The organism is Streptomyces sp. NPDC088116, assembly GCF_044741745.1.
Taxonomy (GTDB): domain Bacteria; phylum Actinomycetota; class Actinomycetes; order Streptomycetales; family Streptomycetaceae; genus Streptomyces.
Genome location: NZ_JBIUTF010000005.1, coordinates 295,112 through 310,748, shown reverse-complemented (window position 1 = coordinate 310,748; position 15,637 = coordinate 295,112). Strand labels below are relative to the sequence as shown.

The 15,637-nt window shown below is 68.9% G+C and carries 17 protein-coding genes; 12 read left to right on the top strand and 5 right to left on the bottom strand.

Annotated features, from left to right (window positions below):
• Position 1 precedes the first annotated feature (1 nt).
• The gene (locus tag ACIOJD_RS21935) at positions 2-1,207 is read right to left on the bottom strand and encodes a glycoside hydrolase family 105 protein (RefSeq protein WP_401916164.1); all 1,206 of its coding nucleotides are present in this window, start codon (positions 1,205-1,207) and stop codon (positions 2-4) included.
• A gap of 556 nt (positions 1,208-1,763) precedes the next feature.
• Positions 1,764-2,231 carry a MarR family winged helix-turn-helix transcriptional regulator gene (locus ACIOJD_RS21930; protein ID WP_401916161.1) on the bottom strand — a complete coding sequence of 156 codons (468 nt, stop codon included), beginning with the start codon at positions 2,229-2,231 and terminating at the stop codon, positions 1,764-1,766.
• Positions 2,232-2,398: 167 nt separating this feature from the next.
• Between ACIOJD_RS21930 and ACIOJD_RS21925 the strand changes: the two genes are divergently transcribed.
• The 4 genes from ACIOJD_RS21925 (at position 2,399) to ACIOJD_RS21910 (ending at position 6,080) form a co-directional block, all read left to right on the top strand.
• On the top strand, positions 2,399-3,619 hold the full coding sequence (locus ACIOJD_RS21925; RefSeq protein WP_401916158.1) for an MFS transporter: 1,221 nt from the start codon (positions 2,399-2,401) through the stop codon (positions 3,617-3,619).
• 52 nt (positions 3,620-3,671) lie between these two features.
• Positions 3,672-4,088: a heme-binding protein gene (locus ACIOJD_RS21920; RefSeq protein ID WP_401916156.1), complete on the top strand. Its 417-nt coding sequence runs from the start codon at positions 3,672-3,674 to the stop codon at positions 4,086-4,088.
• 138 nt (positions 4,089-4,226) lie between these two features.
• Positions 4,227-5,051 (top strand): aldo/keto reductase, encoded by an 825-nt coding sequence (locus ACIOJD_RS21915; RefSeq protein WP_401916153.1) that lies wholly within the window; start codon positions 4,227-4,229, stop codon positions 5,049-5,051.
• 234 nt (positions 5,052-5,285) lie between these two features.
• Positions 5,286-6,080, top strand: a complete 795-nt coding sequence (locus ACIOJD_RS21910) for an SDR family NAD(P)-dependent oxidoreductase (RefSeq protein ID WP_401916150.1) — start codon at positions 5,286-5,288, stop codon at positions 6,078-6,080.
• A 118-nt stretch (positions 6,081-6,198) separates the two neighbouring features.
• Here ACIOJD_RS21910 and ACIOJD_RS21905 read toward each other — a convergent pair whose 3' ends face one another.
• On the bottom strand, positions 6,199-6,888 hold the full coding sequence (locus tag ACIOJD_RS21905; RefSeq protein WP_401916147.1) for a lytic polysaccharide monooxygenase: 690 nt from the start codon (positions 6,886-6,888) through the stop codon (positions 6,199-6,201).
• A 567-nt stretch (positions 6,889-7,455) separates the two neighbouring features.
• Between ACIOJD_RS21905 and ACIOJD_RS21900 the strand changes: the two genes are divergently transcribed.
• Positions 7,456-7,842: a DUF6344 domain-containing protein gene (locus tag ACIOJD_RS21900; RefSeq protein WP_401916144.1), complete on the top strand. Its 387-nt coding sequence runs from the start codon at positions 7,456-7,458 to the stop codon at positions 7,840-7,842.
• Between the two features lie 169 nt (positions 7,843-8,011).
• Here the strand turns inward: ACIOJD_RS21900 and ACIOJD_RS21895 are convergent, their stop codons facing one another.
• The gene (locus tag ACIOJD_RS21895; RefSeq protein WP_401916142.1) at positions 8,012-8,701 is read right to left on the bottom strand and encodes a DUF5324 family protein; all 690 of its coding nucleotides are present in this window, start codon (positions 8,699-8,701) and stop codon (positions 8,012-8,014) included.
• Between the two features lie 479 nt (positions 8,702-9,180).
• Between ACIOJD_RS21895 and ACIOJD_RS21890 the strand changes: the two genes are divergently transcribed.
• Both ACIOJD_RS21890 and ACIOJD_RS21885 read left to right on the top strand, forming a co-directional pair.
• On the top strand, positions 9,181-9,708 hold the full coding sequence (locus ACIOJD_RS21890) for a peptidylprolyl isomerase (protein WP_401882244.1): 528 nt from the start codon (positions 9,181-9,183) through the stop codon (positions 9,706-9,708).
• A 142-nt stretch (positions 9,709-9,850) separates the two neighbouring features.
• Positions 9,851-10,762, top strand: a complete 912-nt coding sequence (locus tag ACIOJD_RS21885) for a rhomboid family intramembrane serine protease (protein WP_401916139.1) — start codon at positions 9,851-9,853, stop codon at positions 10,760-10,762.
• A 374-nt stretch (positions 10,763-11,136) separates the two neighbouring features.
• Here ACIOJD_RS21885 and crgA read toward each other — a convergent pair whose 3' ends face one another.
• Positions 11,137-11,394: a cell division protein CrgA gene (gene crgA / locus ACIOJD_RS21880; protein ID WP_401882238.1), complete on the bottom strand. Its 258-nt coding sequence runs from the start codon at positions 11,392-11,394 to the stop codon at positions 11,137-11,139.
• Positions 11,395-11,534: 140 nt separating this feature from the next.
• Between crgA and ACIOJD_RS21875 the strand changes: the two genes are divergently transcribed.
• The 5 genes from ACIOJD_RS21875 (at position 11,535) to ACIOJD_RS21855 (ending at position 15,595) form a co-directional block, all read left to right on the top strand.
• Positions 11,535-12,302, top strand: a complete 768-nt coding sequence (locus ACIOJD_RS21875) for a DUF881 domain-containing protein (RefSeq protein ID WP_401916137.1) — start codon at positions 11,535-11,537, stop codon at positions 12,300-12,302.
• A gap of 148 nt (positions 12,303-12,450) precedes the next feature.
• Positions 12,451-12,624 carry a hypothetical protein gene (locus ACIOJD_RS21870; RefSeq protein ID WP_401916134.1) on the top strand — a complete coding sequence of 58 codons (174 nt, stop codon included), beginning with the start codon at positions 12,451-12,453 and terminating at the stop codon, positions 12,622-12,624.
• Entirely contained in the window at positions 12,621-13,256 is a 636-nt protein-coding gene (locus ACIOJD_RS21865) for an aminodeoxychorismate/anthranilate synthase component II (protein ID WP_401916131.1), read from the top strand. Before ACIOJD_RS21870 ends, ACIOJD_RS21865 begins: the two co-directional genes overlap by 4 nt.
• Positions 13,253-14,737 (top strand): class E sortase, encoded by a 1,485-nt coding sequence (locus ACIOJD_RS21860; protein ID WP_401916128.1) that lies wholly within the window; start codon positions 13,253-13,255, stop codon positions 14,735-14,737. Before ACIOJD_RS21865 ends, ACIOJD_RS21860 begins: the two co-directional genes overlap by 4 nt.
• Positions 14,738-14,773: 36 nt before the next feature.
• Entirely contained in the window at positions 14,774-15,595 is an 822-nt protein-coding gene (locus tag ACIOJD_RS21855; RefSeq protein ID WP_401916125.1) for a class E sortase, read from the top strand.
• The last annotated feature ends 42 nt before the right edge of the window (positions 15,596-15,637 follow it).

Genomic DNA, 15,637 nt, shown 5'->3' with positions numbered 1-15,637 from the left:
CTCACCTCGTTCTGCGTGGGGGCTGCGTCCTGAGCTGCTCGTTCATGATCAGAAAAGCGCCGAGGCCGTGGAAGTCATTGGTCTGCCTGGGCCGTGCGATGTAGAAGTCGTAGGCGCCGACGCCGGTGCCGATGGAGATGTCGGTGAGGTTGGTGCGGCCGTCGGAGCCGAGCGAGACCCTGGCAAGGACACCCTCGTAGCCGCGCCGCGCGACGGACTGGTAGTGCGCGTCGATGTACCCCTGCTGGGCGCCGCGCGAGAGGGCGTAGGTGAACATGCTGGAGCAGGAGGTCTCGGTCCAGTTGCCGCTCCGGCTTCCCTTGTCGATCACCTGGAACCAGCGCCCGGTGCCCGGATCCTGGTACCGCTCCAGCCCGGCGGCCAGATCCCGGAGGACGCCGACGAGTTGAGGACGGCGCGCGTGCCCCGTGGGGAGCGCGTCGAGCACGTCGACGATCGTCATCGAGTACCAGCCGACCGCCCGGCACCAGTGCTCGGGAGCGAGCCCCGTCCGCGGATCGGCCCAGCTCACGGTCTTCGACTCGTCGTAGGCGTGCCGCAGCAGCCCGTTCGACACCTGGAGGTGGCGCCCGTAGACGTAGAGCTGCCTGGCCGCCTCGTCGTTCGCGTAGGCCGCGTCGCCGAACTCCTTGCCGTACTCGACGAGGAACGGGTTCACCATGTAGACGCCGTCCGCCCAGAGCTGGTGGGCGCGGCTGCTGGTGTCGGCGTGCCAGAAACCGCCGTCGGAGGTCCGCGGGTAGCTGTTCAGCCGGTCGCGGATCTTCTTGGCCGCCGTGCGGTAGCGGTCTTCGCCGGTCTCGTGGTGCAGGATCACCAGCAGCCGGCCGGCCTGCATGCTGTCGAGGCTGTTGAAGTTCTCGTCGATGGTTCCGTCGTCGTGCACGAAGCGGTCGACGTAGCTCTTGATGTACGAGAGGTACCGCGGCTCGTGTGTGCGCAGGTAGGTGAGGTACTGGCCGTAGAGATACAGGCCCACGGGGTACGACCAGCTGCCGATGGTGCTCGGTGTGAAGCGGGCCGTGGTCGAGTCGACCATGGCCGCGGACCAGTCCGTGGCCGCGGCCGGGAGGGTGACCGGGGCCGGGGCCTGCCGCGGAGCCGCCGGCTGAGCTGCGGCCGAGACCGTCAGCAGCCCCGCGGTGGCGAGCGCTCCCGCCGTCAGGGCGGCACGGAGACGGCTCATGACTCTCCTGCCCTCAGGACTCGGTCCTCCGAGGTTTCCTGAAGGCTTCGTTCCGCGGGTTGGGTACCGAAGGGTTCCTCGCTCATGCGGTGTGCTCGCCTTCCTGAAGTGTGTGGGGGCGCGTGGAGTGCGCAGAGACTCCACACGGACGCCGACCGTTCACATGTGTGTACCAGGTTCATGCACCGGGTTGAGGGGCGTGGAACAGAGTCCCGGTCAGGCAAAGCGGGGTCAATGGTCCGGACCGATAAGGGCGGAGCCATTTCCGGCCAATCTCCACGTGGCGCAAGGGGCTGACGGAGCCGGGGGCGGGGCCACCGCGGATCGGGTCTCGGCCCCTCGGTGTGCCGAAGAGCTACGGTCTGGTCGCGTCGATGACCGGTGCGGCGGCGAACACCGTCCGGCATCCGGACGAGATCGGCGCTGTTCGCGAGCACGCTGATGGCGCACCGGCCTTGTCGTCACGCTGATGCGCGTCACGCCGACGCGCGTCCCGCCTGACGTGCGCAACGCGCTTGCCTCTGGTGGTGCCCCCGGCCCACGAGACGCGCAAAGGTCACATGGCGGCCGGACGGCTCTGCAACTGCTCGACCGCGTGGACGAGGGGGGCGAGTTCGGGTGCGGCGGCTGCCGCGTCGAGGGCCTCGCGCAGGGCCGTGTTGTTGGTGGGGCGGGCTTCCTCCAGCAGGCTTCTGCCCTTGTCGGTGACGTCGGTGTAGATGCCACGCCGGTCGGTGGGGCACAGGTAGCGCGAGAGCAGGCCGCGGTTTTCCAGCCGGGTGACCAGGCGGGTGGTCGCGCTCTGGCTGAGGACGACGGAGTCGGCGACCTGGCGCATCTGCAGGTGGCCGCCCTCGCCCTCGTGCTGACGGCTGAGGACGTCGAGCAAGGAGTACTCACGTGCGCTCAGGCCGTGTGCGGACTGGAGCGCGCGTTCGATGCTGCTCTCGATGCGCCCGTGCAGCAGCGAAAGCGCGGACCAGCTGTGGGCGAGGGCGGTCATCGCGGGGTCTGTGGCGGTCATGTCGGCTTCCTCGGTCCGGGCGGTCGACTCGGGCGCACCGCGTAATGGCGCCCCTTAGTCGCGTACGCCACTATACCGCGTTTGCCATATACGGCGTGTGCAATTATTGTCCATGCTTGTAAGGCGCTTGCGCGTTACTTGGTCGTCTGCATCGTAAGGAAACTGTCATGCCGCTCGCACTGCTGGCCCTCGCCATCGGGGCCTTCGGGATCGGTACCACCGAATTCGTGATCATGGGGCTGCTGCCTCAGGTCGCCGGAGACCTCGGAGTCTCCGTGCCGACAGCGGGCCTGCTCGTCACCGGCTATGCGCTCGGTGTCATGGTCGGGGCGCCGATCATGACGGTCCTCGGTACCAGGATGTCCCGCAAGAACATGCTCATGCTGCTCATGGGCCTGTTCATCGTGGGGAACGTCATCTCCGCGGTGGCTCCTGTCTTCGCGGTCATGCTCATCGGCCGGGTCGTGGCCTCGCTGGCCCATGGCGCCTTCTTCGGCATCGGCTCCGTGGTCGCCGCCGAACTGGTGGCACCGGAGAAGAGGGCCGGGGCGATCTCCCTGATGTTCACCGGGCTGACCGTGGCGAACGTGGTCGGCGTCCCGCTGGGCACGTTCGTCGGACAGAGCGCGGGCTGGCGCGTCACCTTCCTGATCGTCGCGGTCCTCGGCGTCGTCGGCCTGGCCGGTGTCGCCAAGCTGGTCCCGGACCTTCCCAAGCCCGAGGGCGTACGGCTGCGCCACGAGATGGCGGCGCTCACCAACCCCCAGGTGCTGCTGGCCATGGCGATGACCGTGCTCGGCTTCGGCGGTGTCTTCGCCGCCATCACCTACATCGCGCCGATGATGACCGAGGTCAGCGGCTACGCGGACTCCTCCGTCACCTGGCTGATGGTGCTCTTCGGACTGGGCATGGTGGCCGGAAACCTCGTCGGAGGACGGTACGCCGACCGCCGGCTCATGCCGATGCTCTTCACGGCCCTGGGCGGTCTCGCGGTCGTCCTGGCGCTGTTCACCGTCGGCGCGCCGAACAAGGCCGTGGCGGCCGTGGCCGTCTTCCTCATCGGCGCGCTGGGCTTCGCCACCGTTCCCCCGCTCCAGAAGCGGGTCCTGGACTACGCGCACGACGCCCCCACCTTGGCGTCGGCCGCCAACATCGGCGCCTTCAACCTGGGCAACGCCCTCTCCGCCTGGCTCGGCGGCATCGTGATCTCCGCCGGATACGGCTACACCGCCCCCAACGCCGTGGGCGCCGTGCTTGCCGCCGCCGCCCTCGTCCTCGCGTTCGTATCGCAGCGCCTGGAGCACCGCTCCGAGCCCGTCGCCACCCGGTCGCAGCAGCCTGCCACCGGGCGGGCGGACACGCCGGACGCCGAAGTCGCCCACCACTGAATCCGGCGCGCGCCGCTGCGGCGGAGCGCCCTCTACGCAAGGAAAGAGCCACATGAGCACCACCTCAGTCGCCCCACTGACCACCGAGGACGCGGACGTGCTCGTCCTCGCCGCCCGCCGCGCCGCGGAGGTGGCCGGTGTGCCCGTCAGCGTCACCGTCCTGGACGCGGGCGGCCACCTGCTGGCCTTCCGCCGGGACGACCGCGCCGTGCTGATCTCGGGCGAGACCAGCACCCGTAAGGCGTACACATCTCTCCAACTCGACGCCCCGACAGCCGACCTGGTGGATCTGGTCAAGCCCGACGGCCCCTTCCACTCCCTTCCCACCGCGCTGGACCGGCCCCTGCTGTTCATCGCGGGCGGAGTACCGGTCCACCGGGACGGACGACTGGTCGGCGCGCTCGGACTCGGCGGCGGCACCCCCGAGCAGGACCACGGCTTCGCCACGGTCGCTCTCCAGGCGCTCTGAACCACGCTCGGCCACTCAGGAAGGCGAGAGACCCGCGCTCACCGCGAACCCCCTCGCCCTTCTCTCCACTCTCCCGCCCCTCTTGGGGGGCCTCGCGCACCCGGCGCGAGAAAGAACATCCCAGAAAGGCCATCCACCATGACGTCGATTCCGAATGTGACGCTGAACAACGGTGTCGCCATACCCCAGCTGGGCTTCGGTGTCTTCCAGGTTCCCGACGACGAGACCACCGCCGCGGTCGGCAGCGCCCTGGAGGCCGGCTACCGCAGCATCGACACCGCCGCCATCTACGGCAACGAACGCGGAGTCGGCCGCGCGCTGGCCGCCTCCGGCATTGCCCGCGAGGAACTGTTCGTCACGACCAAGCTGTGGAACGACGACCAGGGCTACGACGCGACCCTCGCGGCCTTCGACACCTCCCTGGAGAAGCTCGGCCTGGACCACGTCGACCTCTACCTGATCCACTGGCCCACTCCGGCCCGTGACCGGTACCTCGACACCTGGCGCGCCCTCGAGAAGCTGCTCGCCGACGGCCGGACCCGCGCCATCGGCGTGTCCAACTTCCAGGTGCCCCACCTCCAGCGCCTGCTGGAGCACACCGGCATCACCCCGGTGATCAACCAGGTCGAGCTGCACCCCGCCCTCCAGCAGAGCGAGCTGCGCGCCTTCCACGCGGAGCACGGCATCGTCACCGAGGCATGGAGCCCGCTGGCCCAGGGCGCCGTGCTCGGCGACCAGGTCATCGTGGACATCGCCGACAAGCACGGCGTCAGCCCGGCCCAGGTGGTACTGCGCTGGCACCTCCAGACCGGCAATGTGGTCATCCCCAAGTCGGTCACCCCGAAGCGCATACGGGAGAACCTCGACGTCTTCGGCTTCGAGCTGAGCGACGACGCCATCGCCGCGATCGCCGGCCTCGACACCGGCACGCGCACGGGCCCGGACCCCGACAGCCTCAACTGATTCACCGACATCGACTGCCATGCTGATCACACAGACGTACTCACCAGGCAGTCCGCGGCTCACGATCCCCTTCACTCCCGGCAGGCGATGCCGCACCGAGGAATCCCCGCCACCGCGTCCGCCCACCGGCGGGCCAGGGGGAGTCCTCGGCGGCGGTACGCACCTGCACCCGTCGAGCGCTCCGGAGGCAGCAGCATCCCCGGGCGCTCACCGTTCCAGAGAGGGCACAGCACCGTGAAGATCGACCTTTCCGGCCGGACCGCGCTCGTCACCGGCTCCACCCAGGGCATCGGTTACGCCATCGCCGCCGGTCTCGCCCGCGCGGGCGCGCGTGTCGCCGTCAACGGCAGGCGCGCCGAGACGGTCGAACAGGCCGTGCGCGGCCTGCGCACCGAGACGGACAGCGACGACATTGTCGCCGCACCCGGCGACCTGGCGGACGAGGGCGGCACACGAGCCGTCCTGGACGCCGTTCCGCAGGTGGACATCCTCGTCAACAACCTCGGCATCTTCGGCGCGACCCCGCCGCTGGAGATCGACGACGCCGAGTGGCGCCGCTACTTCGAGGTCAACGTGCTCTCCGCAGTGCGACTGATCCGCGCCTACCTGCCCGGTATGAAGGAGCGGGGCTGGGGCCGCGTGCTCTCCCTCGCGAGCGACTCCGCCGTCGTCGTCCCCGCCGAGATGATCCACTACGGCATGACGAAGACGTCGCTGCTCGCGGTCAGCCGCGGTTTCGCCAAGGAGGCCGCCGGTACGGGGGTCACCGTCAACTCCGTGATCGCCGGACCCACGCACACCGGTGGGGTGGAGGACTTCGTCCGCCAGCTCGTCGGCGACGAACTGCCCTGGGACGAGGCTCAGCACCGGTTCATGGTCGAGCACCGTCCCCAGTCCCTGATCCAACGCCTCATCGAGCCCGAAGAGATCGCGAACATGGTGGTCTACCTCAGCTCGTCCTACGCCTCCGCAACCACCGGCGGCGCGCTGCGGGTCGACGGCGGCTACATCGACTCGATCCTGCCGTGACGCCACCGTCGGCCGCGTAGCGGCGCGGCCTGCCGCAGGGCTCGACGCACATGACCGGGCCGCAGGCGCGTCTGCGTCTGCGGCCCGGCCACGGTGACGACCCGTAAGCGTCGGCGGCTCAGGTGAAGTTCACGTCACTGCACAGGAAGTATGTCTGGTCCATGTGCGAGGCCTGCCAGATCGTGTAGACGACGTGCCGGCCGCTGTAGCCGCTGGTGGTGACGGGGATTTCGTAGTTCTGACTCGGCGCGTACCGGGCGGTCCGCTTGACCAGTTGCAGATCGTTCCAGGTCAACGCCTGTTTGGTGGGGTCGAAGCCCTGCCGGCTGACGTATACGAGGAAGTAGTCCGCGCCGTGGACGGCCTGGTCGTACAGCTTCACCGTGAAGTCCTTGGAGACGTTCGTGGTCTTCCACGCACCAGGAGTGTCCAGCGAGTTGTAGCGGCCGCCCTCGGTCCGGCCTCCGCTGCACAGTTGCCCGTTCGGAATGACCGCCTGGAAGTTGCCCGCGGAGCCATCGCGGTAGAGCCCGTTCCAGTTCCACATGGCGTTGGGATTGGCCTGCCAGGCCTGCCAGCACATCGGGTCCAGCTGTGCCATGGCGGGATTCTGGAAGTCGCTGCCCCAGCGCAGCCAGCAGCCGTAGTTGCGGGACGCGGGGTCGACGACGGATCCGTGGGCGGAGGCGGTACCGACCGACGGGATCAGACAGAGCAGTACGGCGGAGAGCAGACCGAAGGCCCACAGGAGCCGCGACGGCGGTCTGTGGTGCGCCCGATCGTTCGGGGACGTACGGGACGGATTCATGGGGGGATCTCCTTCTTCCGGTAGTGGGGTTCCGGTTATGGGAGCGCTCCCAGATTACGATCGGGCCGCATGGCCGCCTAGGTCTGAAACGCGCCATCGAAGGTGCGGGCGAAAGCGCGGAACGGCTCCCGGGGCACGGGCCGCCCTGCCACCGCAGGCCTGTTCCGGAGGACTGGGCCGCTTGAGGGACTGCCGTTCGGTGCGTCTTACGAAGAACGCCTCCGCGGCTGCGTAACCGCTTCGCGAGGCGGCGGCGGTCCGTGTCACCGAGAAGGGCGCTCCGGCCTGTTCAGCAGGTCGGAGCGCCCTTCTCGGTGTTCTCCCGGCAGGTTCCGGGCGTTCTCACGGGCCGGTTTCGCGGGGCCGGTTGGACCGTACGAGTGGTGTTCATCCGAAGAGCTACGCGCTATCGGCGTCGCTCCGTGGATTCTCGAGATGCGTACACATCATGAGGAAGGTATGTAGATCAACCAGCCCGAAATCACCCACCCGAAAGCAACCCACACCGAAAACAACCGACCCGAAACCAAGCAACCCGGAAATCGTCCAACCCGAAAGCGAGGGGTCATGGCCGCCTTCAAGGTCAAGAAGCTGTGGACCGTATTCATCACCGCGTTCTTCGCGGTGCTCGCCTCCCTGGGGCTGACCGCCCCGGCCTCGGCCGCCGGTGCCGCCGTGCACCAGCCGGCCGAGCAGCCCGAGCCGGCACCCGCCGCGCACCAGAACGCCAAGTCCACGACGGCCCGGGTGCCACTGCCCAGGTCGATGCCACGTGACCGGTCGCTGCCACCCACGATCAAGCAGCGTATCCGCGCCGAGGCGCACGGTTCGTCACCTTCGGTCCGTCACCTGCCGGCCAGTCCGCTGAGCGAGGCCGACGCCGCCGCGCTGCGCGAGGTGCGTGACGTACGTGAGAGCGCGTCCGCCGCTGACGCGGCGCCCGTCGCGGCGTGAGGCGCCGGGATCACCGCGTTCTCCCGGCGCCTGCCGAACCCGGCAAGTCCCCGGTCGCACGGCCCGCATCGCCACCGACACGACGCGCGGACCACGATCAGCGACAGGGACGCCGACGGCACCGGAGCCGTGAAGGACACCAGAGCCGTCAGGTACGTCTCGCAGGACGTCAGGGACGGTCGTCCCGGTCCGACTCCGCCGCTTCCGCCTCCGCCTGTTTGGCCTGTACCTCGGGGTCGAGCGGATCGACCACATGGCTGCCGTCGACGGACGTCAGCGGGTCACGGTCCGAGACCTCGGTCGCGGCGGGCGGTTCCACCAGCCAGTCCGGATTCGCCTGCTTGTCCCACCACTTCCAGGCGGCGAAAGCACCACCGGCCAGCACACCGAGGACCGCGAGGCCCTTGGCCACCCGGCCGGCCCTGGCCCGCCGCTCATGCTTCTTCACCAGCTTCTGGATCTCTTTCGCCGTGACCTGTCCGCGCAGAGCGGCCAGGGCGGCCGCCGAACGTGCGGCGGCCTGCTCGGCCACCGGCTGTGCGGTGGCCACTGCCTGCTCGACCCGCGGCACCGTGTAGTCCGCCGCCTGACGGGCGGCCGCGCGGGTGCGGACGGCAGCGCGGTGAGCCGCGACATCGACCTTTGGGGGTACGCGGGGCGCCACATGGGCGCCGTACTGAATACGAGCCTGCTGGGCGGCCTTCGACATTGTCGGGGCGAGCCGTACGCGCGCCTCGTTGGCATACAGAGCGGCCTGCTCCTTGGCCGTACCGGCGTAGGGGGCCACCGCTTCCGCGGCGTGCTGCACGCTCTCCTTCGCCGAACCGGTAGCGGCGCGCACGCTGTCCATGCGGGTCACAGGATCATCCTCCTCGGTGGCGTTCCGTATTTCGCCTATCCACCCTTTGCGAAATCATGCCCGCCGGGCTCGGTCTCGGCATGTGATGCGGGCATCCGGGTCAGTGGGTGGCGACATGGGTGATGTTCGGGCATTGCGGTCCAATGCGAGCCGAGCGGGAGCTTGTGGACGACAATGCCACGCTTCGCCTCGGCGTGCGCGGGGCCTGACGTGACTCAACCGTCGGCCCGGTTTTCGGCATGCCCTCGTTCTGTCCTTGTTCCGCGCTTGATCCAGCCTCCTCCGTGTCGGCTCTCCGGCCGCTCTTCCTGCTCTCTGGCTGTTGTCTGTGGTTCTGCTGCCCTGTGGATCTGCCTCCATACGGCCCCGAAATCGCCTCAAGTCGGGCGTAAAGCATGTTCGGGGGCAGCGGCCGGGCGGTATCCGGACCTCTCATGCGAGGATCGTGAGAGTCAGAGAAGACTTACGGAAGGCAGATCGTGGCCGAGCAGCTTTACGCCACCCTGAAGACCAACCAGGGCGACATCGAGATTCGGCTCCTGCCGAACCACGCGCCGAAGACGGTGAAGAACTTCGTCGAACTCGCGCAGGGCGAGCGGGAGTGGACCCACCCGGCGACCGGTAAGAAGACCACGGACCGGCTGTACGACGGCACCGTCTTCCACCGTGTGATCAGCGGTTTCATGATCCAGGGCGGAGACCCGCTGGGCAACGGCACCGGCGGCCCGGGGTACGAGTTCGAGGACGAGTTCCACCCGGACCTCGCCTTCGACAAGCCGTACCTGCTGGCCATGGCCAACGCCGGTCCGGGCACCAACGGTTCGCAGTTCTTCATCACCGTGTCGCCGACCGCGTGGCTGACGCGCAAGCACACCATCTTCGGTGAGGTCACCAGCGAGGCCGGCAAGAAGATCGTGGACGCCATCGGCGCCACCCAGACCAACCCGCGCACCGACCGTCCGGTGCAGGACGTGGTGATCGAGTCGGTAGTCATCGAGACCCGCTGACCGCTCGCAGACTGTCCGGATCCCCGGTCCGGATCCCCGGTTCGGGGAACCTTCCCGCCCTGCCCGTCCGTAGTGGTTACATACCGGACGGGCGGGGCGGTGCGCTGTGCGCCGTCCGCCGTCACGAGGACCGAGGGGACCGATGGACCACCCGCCAGGAGGCCGTGGAGGCCAGGACCAGCCCGCCGTCAGTGAGGGTCCGCCCAGCTGTTACCGGCATCCGGGCCGGGAGACGGGCATAAGCTGCACCCGCTGCGAGCGCCCCATCTGTCCGGAGTGCATGGTCAGCGCCTCTGTCGGATTCCAGTGCCCGGACTGTGTCCGCGGTACGGGGCGCGGGGCGACGGCCGCCGCGCCCCGCACTCTCGCCGGCGGCACGATCGCGGCCGATCCCCGGCTGCTCACCAAGATCCTGCTGGGCATCAATGTCGCGGTCTTCGTCGCCGTTCTCGCGGTGGGTGACAACTACCGCCTCGTCGCGGATCTCGATCTCATCGGGATCGCCCGCGATCCTCAGCTCGGCCATGTCGTCGGCGTGGCGGACGGTGAATGGTACCGGCTGGTCACCGCGATGTTCCTGCACCAGGAGGTGTGGCACATCGGCTTCAACATGCTGGGCCTGTGGTGGCTCGGCGGCCCACTGGAAGCGGCGCTCGGCCGGGTCCGCTTTCTGGCGCTCTACCTGCTCTCCGGCCTGGCAGGCAGTGCCCTCACCTATCTCGTGGCCGCGCCGAACCAGCCCTCGCTGGGCGCTTCCGGCGCCATCTTCGGGCTGCTCGGCGCCACCGCCGTACTGATGCGCCGGCTCAACTACGACATGCGGCCGGTCCTCGCCCTGCTGGCGCTGAACCTGCTCTTCACCTTCACCTGGGCCGGGATCGCCTGGGAGGCGCATGTCGGTGGCCTGGTGGCGGGTACGGCGATCGCGATAGGCATGGTGCACGCGCCTCGTGAGCGCCGGGCACTGGTGCAGTACGGGACGTGCGCGCTGGTGCTGGTGGCGACCGTCGTGATCATCGTGCTCAGGACGGCGTCGCTGACTTCCGGTGCCTGAGGTGACCTTGGCGAGCCCGAGGCGGCTTTCGGGTGCCCGATCCGGTCGCGGAGGGTCCGTGGAGGGGCCATGGAGGGCCGGTCGCCAGGGTCCCGTCACCTCAGCGTGACGCCACCGGGACGGCCCGTACCCCACAGTTGTCCACAGTGTGTGCCGGATCTTGTGCATCCTGTGGGGAACATGCGTGCCCCTTGTCGCCAATGTGGGTTTGACCAGTAGCGACAAGGGGCTTCGGTGTCATCAGAATGGCGGATGCAGTCACACCGGCGTCAACATCCCGTGGAGTTATCCACAGATCGTCTGACCTTTTCCCCTGCTGTGGACAACGCTGTGGATAAGTAGGGGCAGAGCTTGACGGTGGAGCGGTGTACCGGCTACTTCCACTGGGTGGAGACGCCGAAGCCGGCGGCGATGAAACCGAACCCGACCACGATGTTCCAGTTCCCGAAACTCTTCACCGGAAGGTCGCCGTCGGTCACATAGAAGACGACGATCCAGGCGAGCCCGATCAGGAACAGGGCGAGCATGACCGGCGCCACCCAGCTCCGGTTGGTGAGCTTTATGTTGACCGCCTGCTTCGCGGCCGGCGGCGGCGTGAAGTCGGCCTTCTTGCGGATACGTGACTTCGGCACGAGGGACTCTCCTGTCGATGCGCTGCGTGACCGCGCAGGGGGCGAAAAGGGGTGCCGGGGTGGGGAGCAGGGGGAACACCACCGCCCCCGGGCGTCCGTTAGCGTAGTGCTTCCGTGGCGCCTAAGGAGATAAGGGTACGTTGAGCAATTCCGCCGACTCTCCCCCAGGGCCGGTCCGCCGATCCGTCCGACGGCCCGTCCGGCTGCTCACCGCTGCCGTCTTCGCGCTCGCCGGACTGATCTTCGTGACCAGTTTCAACACGGCCAAGGGCACGAACATCCGTACCGACGCCTCGCTGCTGAAGCTCTCCGACCTGATCCACGAGCGCGACCGCAAGAACCACGAGCTGGGTGACAGGACCGCCGCGCTACGGCACGACATCGACACCCTCGTCAGCCGCGACGACGGCTCCACCGAGGCAGAGAACGCCAAGCTGCGCGCCCTGGAGAAGACCGCGGGCACCGAGAAGCTCACCGGCCAGGGACTCACCGTCACCCTCGACGACGCGCCGCCGAACGCCACCGCGAACCCCGGTTATCCCGAGCCGCAGCCCAATGACCTCGTCATCCACCAGCAGGATCTCCAGGCCGTCGTCAACGCCCTGTGGGACGGCGGTGCCGAGGGCATCCGGGTCATGGACCAGCGGTTGATCTCCACCAGCGCGGTGCGGTGCGTGGGCAACACGCTGATCCTCCAGGGGCGTGTCTACTCCCCGCCCTACAAGATCACCGCTGTCGGTGACCGGGACAGGCTCCGTAAGGGACTCGCCGACTCCCGGGCGCTCCAGAACTACCAGCTGTACGTCAAGGCCTACGGTCTCGGCTGGAAGGTTGACGAGTTCGGCAGGACGACACTTCCGGGCTACTCGGGCACGGTGGATCTTCACTACGCGAAGCCCGTCGAGTAGCGGGCGTCCCTCCGGTTTCCGTCCCGCGCCTGTGGCGAAGAGCAAGCACGAACCTCGGTACACCTGACGCATGCGCCGCCCATGTGTCACCGTCGCCCTTTAGTCTGGTGCGGTACCGCCTGGGGCGGCACCGAACGGAAGGGACAGCATGTACGGCTGGATCTGGCGGCATCTGCCGGGCAACGTGTGGCTGCGGGCGTCGATCTCGCTCGTGCTGGCGATCGCCGTCGTCTTCGTGCTGTTCCAGTACGTCTTCCCGTGGGCGGAGCCGTTGCTGCCGTTCAACGACGTGACGGTCGACGGAGCGGGGGCCGCCTCATGAGCGCGCGCATCCTCGTTGTCGACAACTACGACAGCTTCGTCTTCAACCTCGTCCAGTACCTCTACCAGCTCGGTGCCGAGTGCGAGGTGCTGCGCAACGACGAGGTGGCCACCTCGCACGCCGACGGCTTCGACGGAGTCCTGCTCTCCCCCGGGCCCGGCACCCCCGAACAGGCCGGTATCTGCGTCGACATGGTGCGCCACTGCGCCGGTACGGGCATGCCGGTCTTCGGTGTCTGCCTCGGCATGCAGTCGATGGCCGTGGCGTACGGCGGAGTGGTCGACCGGGCCCCCGAGCTGCTGCACGGCAAGACATCCCTCGTCACGCACGAGGGCAAGGGCGTCTTCGCGGGGCTGCCCTCGCCGTTCACCGCGACCCGCTACCACTCGCTCGCGGCCGAGCCGGCCGAGCTGCCCGCCGAGCTGGAGGTCACGGCCCGGACCGAGGACGGCATCATCATGGGCCTGCGCCACCGTGAACTGCCCGTCGAGGGAGTCCAGTTCCACCCCGAGTCGGTCCTCACCGAATACGGTCATCTGATGCTGGCCAACTGGCTGGCGCAGTGCGGTGATCCGGGCGCGGTGGGCCGGTCCGAGGGCCTGGCGCCGGTGGTGGGCAAGGCACTCGCGTGACCGCACCCCGTCCCGGCGACGACGCCGGTTACGGAGGCTCCCACGAGCAGGGAGCGTACGGGGACTCCGGCGAGTTGGAGGCGGCGGTCGACGGGCTGGCGGATCCGCTGAGCGATCCGCTTCCGGGACAACGGCAGCCGCCTCAGGAGAGACCCGGGCGGGGGCGGCACCGGGGGCCGCAGCGCGGATCTCAGGATCCCCAGGGGCCCCCGGGTATCCCCGGGCAGCAGGAGCAGCGGAGAGGCCCGGGACAGCCGGAGCACCGCAGACCGCCGGACGCGCCATGGCTCCCGGACGACGGCCTCGCCGCGGCGCCCGCACCGGGCCCACAGCCCCCGGAGCCGCAGTGGTCCGGCGACTACTACCGCCAGTACGCGGAGCAGGACCCTCAGGGGGAGTGGCCCGGCGGGTCCCCGTACTACGCGCAGGGGCCCCAGGGGCCGGGACCGGACCAGGCCGCCGCCGTACCCGATCCGGCCTCCGAGCCCGTATCCGCCGCTCCGCCCCCCGTACCGGCCCCTGGTATACCCGCCCCTCCTGAGGACGACCAGACGATCGGGCTCCGTACGGCGGACACGCGCCGCGCGGCCGAGGCGGGTGCAGGGGCCGGCTCCGCGGCCGCTCGTCGCCGGGAGGAGCCGCAGGCGCCCACTGGAGGCCGTGCCGAGCGCCGTAAGGCGGCCAAGGGCGGCAGCCGGGCCCGTAAGCGCTCGGAGCCCCCGGCGGCCGAGTCCGAGCACGGCTCGGCGGCGGGCGCGGCCGCCAGGCCGCTCTCCCGCGTGGAGGCACGCCGCGCGGCACGCCTCCGTAAGGAGAGCCCCGCCGTCATCGCCAGCCGCGTGGTCGGCGAGCTGTTCATCACCTTCGGTGTCGTGATGCTGCTGTTCGTCACGTATCAGCTCTGGTGGACGAACATCCGGGCCGGGATGTACGCGGGCCAGGAGACGAACAAGATCCAGGACGGCTTCGCGAACGGCCGGAAGCCCGGTGCCTTCGAGCCCGGCCAGGGCTTCGCCATCATGCACATCCCCAAGCTGGACGTCGTCGTGCCGATCGCCGAGGGCATCAGCAAGTCCAAGGTCCTGGACCACGGCATGGTCGGCCACTACGCGGAGGGCAGGCTCAAGACGGCGATGCCCGACGACAAGAAGGGCAATTTCGCGGTGGCCGGTCACCGGAACACCCACGGCGAACCGTTCCGGTACATCAACCAGTTGAAGCCCGGCGACGAGATCATCGTCGAGACGCGGGAGGCGTACTACACGTACGACATGGCCAGCATCCTGCCGCAGACGCCACCGTCCAACGTGAGCGTGATCCGTCCCGTACCGGCGGGATCGGGGTTCACGAAGGAGGGGCGCTACATCACGCTGACAACCTGCACACCGGAGTTCACCAGTACCTATCGCATGATCGTGTGGGGCAAGATGGTGGAGGAACGGCCACGCAGCAAGGGCAAGCCCGACGCTCTCGTCGGCTGAGGCCGATCGGAAACGACAGGGACGGGGACGGGTGCGGTGGCAGCGAGGACCGACAACGACGAGCAGAACGGCACGCCGCCCCCGCCGGACCCGCCCACGACCGACGCGGCGCCGCCCTCGGACCCCGATCCGGCTCCCGATCCGGCCCCCGAACCGGTAGTGGCCCGGCGGCCCCGGATCCGCGGCCGGATCGTCGCCGCGGTCAGCGTCTTCGGTGAACTCCTCATCACCGCCGGTGTGGTGATGGGCCTCTTCGTCGTCTACTCGCTGTGGTGGACGAATGTCCTGGCAGACCGCGAAGCCGCCAAGCAGGGCGACGACGTACGGCACGGCTGGGCGCGGGGCGCCACCGGCGACAGCCCCCGGACCTTCGACTCCGAGGACGGCATCGGCTTCCTGCACGTCCCCGCGATGGGCAGTCGCGAGGTGCTCGTCAAGAAGGGCACCAGCGCGTCGTCGCTGAACAACGGCATCGCCGGTTACTACACCGACCCCGTCAAGTCGGCGCTCCCCTGGGACAAGAAGGGCAACTTCACGCTGGCCGCGCACCGCGACGGCCACGGGGCGAGGTTCCACAACATCCACAAGCTCAAGGACGGCGACCCGGTCGTCTTCGAGACCCGCGACACCTGGTACGTCTACAAGGTCTTCAAGGAGCTGCCGAAGACCTCGAAGTACAACGTGGACGTGCTCCAGCCGGTCCCCAAGGAATCCGGGAAGACCAAGCCGGGCCGCTATCTCACGCTGACGACCTGCACGCCGGTCTACACCTCGGACTACCGCTACATCGTGTGGGCCGAGCTCGTCCGTACGGAGAAGGTCGACAAGGAGCGCGCGCTCCCGCCGGAACTGCGCTGATGAGCGCCTGAGAAGGCTGACGAGCTGTACGGAACAGAACGG